Consider the following 8,589-nt stretch of genomic DNA (forward strand, 5'->3'; position numbering starts at 1 on the left):
CGCCGCCTTCGCCGACGGCACGGAACAGACAGACTCCACCGCTGCCTACGACTCCCTCGGCCGGCTCAGCCGGTCACAGTCCCAGGATGTTGCCACCGAACCCGCCTACGGCAGGGGCGGCCAGCTGGAAGCCTCCACAGCAACCCCGCAGAACAGCGCATTCCCCGGCGGCACAATCACTGCCAGGGGAACCTTTGACCTGACGGGCGCCTCTGTAGTGAAGACACTGGCCCCCGGCCAGGACCCCGAAAACAACAGCAGACCGGGCACCACTCTCGTCCGGGACAGCGCCGGGCGGGCCGTGGAAGAACGGCGCCCGGACGGCAGGAAAACCACCTTCACGTACACCCCTAGCGGCCAGGTCGCCAGCTCTGTCTCGCCCAGCGGCATCACCACCGCCTACACCTACGACCAGCACACCGGACGGGTCACCGGCGTGAGCGTCACTCCCGCTGACGGCAGACAGACCGAAAAGACCTCCTACACCTATGACCCGTACACCGGTGCCCTGACCGCGGTCTTCAACCCTGACGACGAAACCGGCACGAAGATCTCCTACACCTACGACGCCGACGGCAATACCACCGAGGTGGCCTACCCCGGCGGCAAGACCATCAGGCGCGAGTTCGGCAGCCACGGCCAGCTGGATGCACTGACAGATACGGCCGGGCTGACAACGCTCTACACCTACAACCCTGACGGAACTCTCGCGCAAGCCGTGCAGCGCACCGGCCGGGACGAAACCAGCGAGGTGAAGGCCCAGGTCTCCTACACCTACGACGGCCTGGGCCGCATCAGCAGGATCGCCCGGGCCAACGGGGCCGTCACCGACATCACGTTCACCGGCGCCAGCCAGATCAAGACCGAGAAGACGACACGGGACGGCGCTCTTCTCACCGCAGCCTCCTACACCTATGACAGCCACGGCAACCTGACCAGCCGGACCGACGAACGCCCCCGCCCGGCAGCCGGCGGCCGCACAGAAGAAGCGGACACAACCACCACCCACTACACCTATGACGCCTACGGACGCCTGACCGGCTCCTCCGTCTCCGACGGACACGGCACCAAGCTGTCGGACACCGCCTACGAGCTGAACGTCTCCGGCGACGTGATCTCCCGCGCATCCACCCGCTACACCAGCGGCGAACCGCCCGCCAGGACCATCACCAGAAATCACATCGACTCCAGCGGCCGGCTCACCACCGTCGAAACCGACGGCAAAAAACACTCCCAGCAGTGGGACGACGAAGGCAACCTTCTCGCCGACCACCAGGGAAACCGGTACACCTACAACGCCTTCAACCAGCCCGCCAGCCTGACCACAGCGGACGGCCGCACCACCCACTACACCTACTGGGCCGACGGCAGCCGGGCCACCACCCAGGACAGCGCCCCTGCCGGAAACCGGAGCGCAACCCGCTTCTACTACACCCCCGACGGCACCCTGATCAACGATGTGCACACCACCGGGGACCTCGAAGCGCCCCGGGAAACAGCCGCCTCGTACCTTCTCGCCGGCACCCGCCAGGCCCGGACCCTCACCGGCGACAGCGCTGAACAGGCCGCGGCAGACGGCAGCGGCTACCTGCTGCAGGACCGGCACGGCAGCACCACCGCCCTCGCCAGCCAGCAGGGCACCATCACCGCTGCATGGAACTACACCGACTACGGCCAGGCAGCCGGCCACACAGGCCAGCCCCTGCCCTCCCCGGCCGCCCAGCCCGCAGGCGCGGCACGCCAGCCCTTCACTTTCGCCGGCGAATACACCGACCCCGGCGGCACCCAGTACCTCAAGGCCCGCACCGTCGACCCGGCCACCGGCCGTTTCACCACCGCAGACAAAGCACCTGTCCACAACCGGTACCTCGCCTACGGCGCCAACCCCGTCACCAGGACCGACCCCAGCGGGCATACCGACATACCGGACTGGGGAACCTACCTCATCGCCGGCGCAGCCCTCGCAGTCGCCATCATCACCACGGCGCTGACGGCAGTAGCCGCAGGGCCCGCCAGCTTCGCTTTCGCCGCAGCCCTCGCCGGAGCAGTCCTGGACGGAGCCAGCGCTCTGCTGGATGTCGCCGCCCGGGCAACCGGCCGCAACCAGCTCGAAGACCCCCTCGTCATCGCCTCGCTCGTCACCGGCGCAGCAGGCGCAGCTCTCGGCCTGGGCTCCGCCTTCACCAGCGCCGGCGACTACACCAGAATTGGTCGGGGAGCGATCACCAGTGATTTCGCCGGCACCGGTGCCATCCCGTGGACCCTCAGCCCGGCAGGGAAACAGGTGCAGCTGACCGACCTCTGGCAGGCCGCCCAGCAGGGCAGGAAATGGCGGCCCGCCGGGGCCCACACCATTACACACAAAGCAGCCTACGGAACGGCAGCCTGGAACTACCAGCAGCCCCCACGGGCTGCCGCCTGGATGAAGAGGAACGTCCAGACCAAATGGACGGAGTTCGACCCGGCCGACCAGCACCATCAGATGATCTTCAAGGCGCACTGGGAGATCGGAAAACTGAACCAGGCGCTCCAGACCGCAAATACGGAGCTCAGCTCCGCTGAACTACTCGACCAGCTGGTCCCTTTGAAGAAGACACTGACCGACGGAATCATGTACTGGCAGCAGGTGGGCAAGGCGCACACCAGGATGCTGAATGCCGCGAACAGACCGCTCCATAAGTCTGATGACCCCTACCTGCTGAGGCTCTACTACACCAGCCGCGGAAACCACCATGAGATGGCCACCACTACGAAACTGAGCCTGGGCGGGACTGATGAGGTGCCAGACCCTTTCATCCCTGCCGGCCGGGAACTGCTGATGACGGACCAGCTGTTCTCGCCGGTCGAGACGGGCTGGGGATAGAAACCGCCGGGTGACTGATCTGCGGGCCAGCCCGGTGAGCCGCTGCGGCCAGCCGGAGCCGCCGGGCCGCCGCTGCACGCGCCGGGCGAGGGCGCCGGTCCAGGCCCCGCGGAGGGTGCACCACAGGCGCCGCAGGCGGGCAGGCAGTTCCAGCACCCGGCAGCGGCGGAGATACACGGCAGGCTCAGCATCCGCGCGCTGTTGCCGGCCTGGGCGGGGCGCCGGCGTCCAGACGCCAGGCCGGCCGGTCTGGTTCCCGCCAGATCTGCCTTCCGAGGGCGCCATGGCAGGGCAGCCTGTGCGACGCCTGGCGTCAGAGCCCGGGAATCCCGCTGGGGGAGGGTGCGCGGACGTTCCTGGCGGGCCGGGGTATTCCTCTACAGCCAGTGCACCCCTGGCGCTGCCGGTCCCCACGCCGGAAGGCCTGGGGAACCCAGCCGTGGTCGGCCACCTGGGCCACGGACGACGGCCACCTGCCCGCGGCAAGCAGGCCACGGCCCCGTGCGTCACCCCGCCGGAGCGCTACGAGATCGGCCGCGCCGGCAGCCCTCCGGCGGGGCCGTGCCTGCACCCGTCCCGCAACACCCGGAGCGGCCGCTCGCGGTGCTGGCCCACTGCCATGCGGCAGCAGGCCAGCACTCCGCTGCCACACAGCCGGCGAACCCTTCCGGGATCCGGCGGGCACCGCCTTCCCCCCTACGCCGCCTGACTGCCTGCTGCGCGCAGGCCATGCCGGGGCAGGCTGACCGTGGCGACCGTGCCGCGGGGAGTGTTGGGGCGGATCTGGAGGCTTCCCCCGGCTTCCTCCACCCGGATCCGGTGCGAGGCCAGGCCGATATGGCCCTCCGCAACACTCTTCTCCAGAGCTCCCCCGGGCATACCGGAGCCGTCATCAGCAACTTCCAGGTGAACCATCGCGCTGTCCGCCCAAAGACGCACCGTCACACTGCTGGCCTGCGCGTGCTTGACAACATTGGCGAGCAGCTCCCGCGCTGTCCGGTAAAGCAGCTGGTCCGCCGGCCCGGACTCCTCCGTGCGCACATCGAGCGCTGCCGCAAAACCGCCCCGGCCGGCCGTCTCCTCCAGAAGGGTGCCCAGGGCAGGGACCAGGCCAGCGCTGTCCAGGACCGCCGGATGCAGGGTGCTGACCGACGTGCGCAGCTGCCTGGTGGCCTCCCGCAGAGCCGAGCGGGTACGGCCGACCGTCCCGGCGGCACCGGGGCCGTCCTGCAGTTCCTCCAGATCCTGGAATGCCGCAAGCACATTCTGCAGAGCACCGTCATGCAGAGTCTCCGCCAGCGCGCCGCGCTCCCGGTCCTCTGCCGACATCACGCGGGCTACCAGGGCGCTGCGGTCCTCCGCCAGCCGGGCGATACTGCGCATTTTGGCCTGCTGGATCCACGACAGGAGGGTGCAGGCGGTGCCGACCACCAGGATGAAGACGGTGAGAAACAAAGACCCCTCCACGTAGGGGTCATCCTCGCTGTGCCCCAGGGCCACCCCGACAGCAAACGCCACTGCTGACGCCGCAGTGGCGGCCAGCGTAACCTCCGGCCGGTACTGGAAAGCTGCCAGGACCGGCACCAGGACGAAGGCATTCTGAGGCGTTGTGCCGATGTCGGCAAAGGCCCCCGAAATCGCCACCAGAGCCGTCAGCACCACAAGATCGACCAGGACGGGAATCCAGGTCATACGGGCACCCAGCCACCAGCCCGCACTGTTCGCCGACAGCAGGACCACACTCCACACCGCATAAGCGATGATGACCGCGGTCGACACCGGCGGCGCAACCGGCGGGAAAAGAACCAGGTCAGCAGTCAGCGAAGCTGCAATCGCGAGCCGCAGCGCACCCTGGCTGCACTGGGCCCGCCGCTGGTACCGGGCTCTCGCAAAAGCCGCGCCGTCCTGGCCGGGGGAAGCACTTCCCGCAAGCCGCTCTCCCGAGAGATTCCTGATGAGTGAAGCCATCTGAGCCTCCCGACTCGCGCCAGCCCTGGTCTCAGTGTCAGCCATAGCGATCACGCCCACCAGCGGCACCCGGGGTGTGCCCACGGGCCGCAGGACCGGCCTCCTGCCCCAGCCCTCAGGACAGAGGGAAGATCCGTGCTCTGCTGGCCGGCCGGAAAGGACTGACGCCCTGGTCCCGGCGCGCCCCCACGGCGAAACCGGGAGAGCGTCTGCTGACCACGAGCCGGTCACCGGTGCCTGCCCTGCCTGGCGCGCCCCGGCCGTCCCGCCCCTGCCCAGCGGTTCGGTGCCAGGCAATGGGCCGCGGCTTGGCAACGGCCCGGCCGCTGAGCTGGGACCAGGGTCCGCGGTCTGATCTTGGTGTCTGAACCCGGACCTCGCAGCTGAGGTTCCGGTTCTCCAGCCAGCGGGCTTCGCCGATGCGGAGCAACGCGGGCAGTTCGGCCTGGATGCCTCGAATGATGAGGATGGTGGCTGGGCCGCTGACGGTGCCGTCAGACAGGCAGGCTGGAGAGGCGGCAGAAGACGGGCCGGCCGGTGGGGCGTAAGGCCCCGGGGGCCGGGGTGCTGCGCATCTTCGGGCCGTTCCCGGGGATCTGGCGGCTTGACGTTCCGTCATCCCTGACTGGTCTCGTCTTACGGCGCCTTGTCTGCAGCGGCCCAGGCGCCGTCCCTGCGGTCCAGCTCCCCTCACGGCGGGCGCGTGGAGCAAGCCAGAAGACATGCCCAGCGAGCTCGTACGGGGCGTCTGGCGTGGCAGAACACGGACCAGCGAAGCCTCCGGTGCCGATGTGAGGTTTCCACACCAGCGACGGAGGCTTCCCAGGTCACCCACTACCGGGCTGCTGCTCTTTCCTCCCTCTCCTCCACGCGATACCTGAAGGAGCGAAGTGAACCACAAGCCCGCATCAGCAGGCCCGTCCAGCTGCTTCTGCAGACCGAATGCAACACCCAAGAGGATCCGGGTTTACAAGCGGTAGCCGTTGCGCGGGTTAAAGAAAAGATCCGTAAAGAGTGGCGTAGTATTCTCCCAGTAAATAGCCGGCTTGTACATTTCCAGGGTATTTCCCGGGATTTGGAGGAGGGTTCTTGTGGCCAGTTCCGCGATACTATCCATTCGCTGACCAATAGATACTATGGCCTCCGCTCTCATTTGCAGAGTCGGGACGTCTACTCCCTTGATCATTGTCAGCCGGGCTGCTTCGAGGGTGATCGTGTCACGAATGCTCTGCTGCAGAACCTCGTGAGCGTCGTTATCGGGCTCGAAGTCGATCCGCCTCGGCCCCTTTACGGGGGGGCTGTTCGGATCATGCACCGGATAGAGTTCCCATTCTATTTTAGGGCCGTTCAGGCCCATCTTGAACGAATCCGGGTCCTGATCGTAGGCGTACTTACTCTCGATCGAGCTGAGGATGTCTGAGTCGATAGGGGGCGACTTTTTAGCCCACTCCTCTACCGACTGGCCGTCCGTGATCGGCTCCCACGTCTTAGCTTCAGGGACAGCGGTATCCGCAGGGATAGCGGCCGGAGCCTTCTTGGCGAAGCGTTTGGCCATCTTGGAGACAGCTTTGACGGCTCCGGTGCCGATACCGAGGGCGAGGCCAGCGGCGCCGAAGGTGAGGGCGGCGATGTTGAGGGGGTCGTCGATCTGGGTCCGGCCGGTGGACATGGCGGCAGCCTCGAGGGAGCTGCTGGCGAGGTCGAGCGCGGCGCCGGCAAGGGCGATGCCGAGTCCGATACTGAAGGCACCGCCAGTGGCGACGGTGACTATGAGGGCGGCGGCGGTGATGGCCGCAGCGGCGAGGGTGATGCCCATGACGGTCCAGCCGCCCCAGTCGGGGATTTCGGTGGTGCCTTCGGGGTCGATGTTGGTGACCGGATTGGCGCCGAAGGCCTGGTAGAGGTTGTGCTGGAGCGCGGTGTCGGGAGTGGTGAAACGGCCGGTGGCCGGGTCGACGGTGCGGGCCTTGAGGTACTGGGTGCCGTCGGGGTTGGTGTATTCACCGGCGTAGGTGAAGGGGTTGCGTGCCGCTCCTGACGGGTGCGGGCCGGCTGTGGCGGCCGGGGCGCCGGTGTGGTCGGCGTGCTGGCCGTAGTCGGTGTAGTTCCAGGCCTGGACGGTCTCGCCGCTGCTGCTGGTGAGTGCGGTGGTGTTGCCGTGCCGGTCCTGGATGAGGTAGCCCTCTCCGGTGGCGGCGGCTTCCTTGGCGCTGTCTCCGGTGAGGGTCCTTGCCTGCCGGGTGCCGGCCATGAGGTAGGAGGCGGCCGACGTGGTGTCCCCCTGGGTGTGGGTGTCGTTGATGAGGGTGCCGTCGGGGGTGTAGTAGAAGCGGGTTGTCAGCTCCTGCGCCTGCTGGCCTTCCCCGCCGGTCTCGGTGCTGGTGGCGCGCCTGCCGTCGGCCCAGTAGGCGTAGCGGGTGGTCTTGCCGCCGGGGGATGTCATGCTGACGGGCTGGCTGCGGGTGTTGTAGGTGTAGGTGTTTCCGCGGTGGTCGGTGAGCAGGTTGCCGTCGCCGTCGAAGGTCTGGGCGTGCTCCCGGCCGTCCACGGTGAGGGTGTTCAGCCGGCCTGCCGTGTCGATGCCGTGTTCGGTGACGGTGGGCCTGCTGTCCTGGCCGTCGGCGCTGGAGGTGGTTTCGGTCCTGATGACGTCGCTGGAGACGTTCAGTTCGTAGCGGCTGGACGCCAGCTCCTTGCCGTCGGCGCCGGAGACCTGGGAGGACAGCAGCCGGTTGTAGGCGTCGTAGGTGTAGCGGGTGGTGGTCTTCACTGCCGCGCCGGCTGCGCCGCCAGCCTCTGCGGCGGGGCGGGTCTCGCTTCGCTCGGTCACGTTGTTGTGGCTGTCGTAGAGGTAGGACGCTTCGCTGACCAGGGCGCCGTCCCTGGTGGTCTTTTCGTGCTTGATCTGGTCGGCGTCGGTGAACTGCACTTCGGTGCTGACGCCGTTGCCGCGGTCCACCTTGGTGATGCGCCCGAGGCCGTCGTAGGTGTAGGCGATCTCTGCCTTCACCGGGCTGTCTTCGGTGTTGCCGTCCCGCTGGACAGCTTCGGCTACGGTGCCGTCACTGTTGTAGGTGTAGGTGGTGGTCAGCCCGGCGGCGTCGGTGGTCCGGGTCAGCTGTCCGTTGCTGAATTCCTGGCGGATGGTCTTGCCGTCGGGGTAGCTGGCCTCGGTGATATTGCCGTCGGCGTCGTAGGTGTAGCTGATGGTCGTGCCGGCCTTGTCGTCCGGGTCGTAGACGGCGGTGACAGCGCCGGTGTACGGGTCGTAGCTGTAGCCGGTCTTCTCGGCGGTCTTGCCGTCAGCTGAGGTGGTGGTCACTTCGGTGACCTGGCCGGTCTTGTCGTAGGTGTAGGCGGTGGTGATGCCGCCCGGTGAAACAGAGCTGGCGACCCGGCCGCCGGGCGTGTATGTGTACGTGGTCTTCCCGGCGCCGTCCGGGCGCCGCTTTTCCGTCACCCGGCCGGCATCGTCGCGGATGACGGTCAGGCCGGAGCGGGCGGCCTGGGTGCTCTGGCCGGGCGTCAGTGTCTTCACCACAGGTGCCCCGGTCAGGTCCTGCGGTGCTACGGCGGTCACCTTCTCACCGGGGAATTCCTCTGCCTTGCCCGGGGAGACTTCCACGCTGTCGGCTGCCCCGGCCCTGCCGTACTGGGGAGAGGTCACGACGTCGTTGGAGACGGACTCCTTCACCCGCCCCAGACCGTCATACGACGTGGTGCTGCCGGGATGGGCCGTTGCGTCCTTGAACGACAGA

At 67.7% G+C, this 8,589-nt stretch carries 3 protein-coding genes; 1 reads left to right on the forward strand and 2 read right to left on the reverse strand.

The genetic code is table 11. From position 1 onward, the window contains the following. Positions 1-2,863, forward strand: a 2,863-nt coding sequence (locus ACFZBD_RS34830) for an RHS repeat-associated core domain-containing protein (RefSeq protein ID WP_391147692.1), incomplete at its 5' end; no start/stop codon positions are given. Positions 2,864-3,559: 696 nt separating this feature from the next. On the opposite strand, the gene ACFZBD_RS34835 is transcribed toward ACFZBD_RS34830, so the two are convergent. After that, entirely contained in the window at positions 3,560-4,831 is a 1,272-nt protein-coding gene (locus ACFZBD_RS34835) for an ATP-binding protein (RefSeq protein WP_391147696.1), read from the reverse strand. Positions 4,832-5,798: 967 nt separating this feature from the next. Next, positions 5,799-8,589 (reverse strand): RHS repeat-associated core domain-containing protein (locus ACFZBD_RS34840; RefSeq protein ID WP_391147698.1); only part of this gene is annotated, 2,791 nt, incomplete at its 5' end.

Source organism: Streptomyces sp. NPDC008121 (genome assembly GCF_042957155.1).
In the GTDB taxonomy this organism is placed as follows: domain Bacteria; phylum Actinomycetota; class Actinomycetes; order Streptomycetales; family Streptomycetaceae; genus Streptomyces.

Coding starts and splice junctions, on each gene's coding strand:
- ACFZBD_RS34835 (WP_391147696.1), bottom strand. CDS start 4,831: ATGGCTTCACTCATCAGGAATCTCTCGGGAGAGCGGCTTGCGGGAAGT.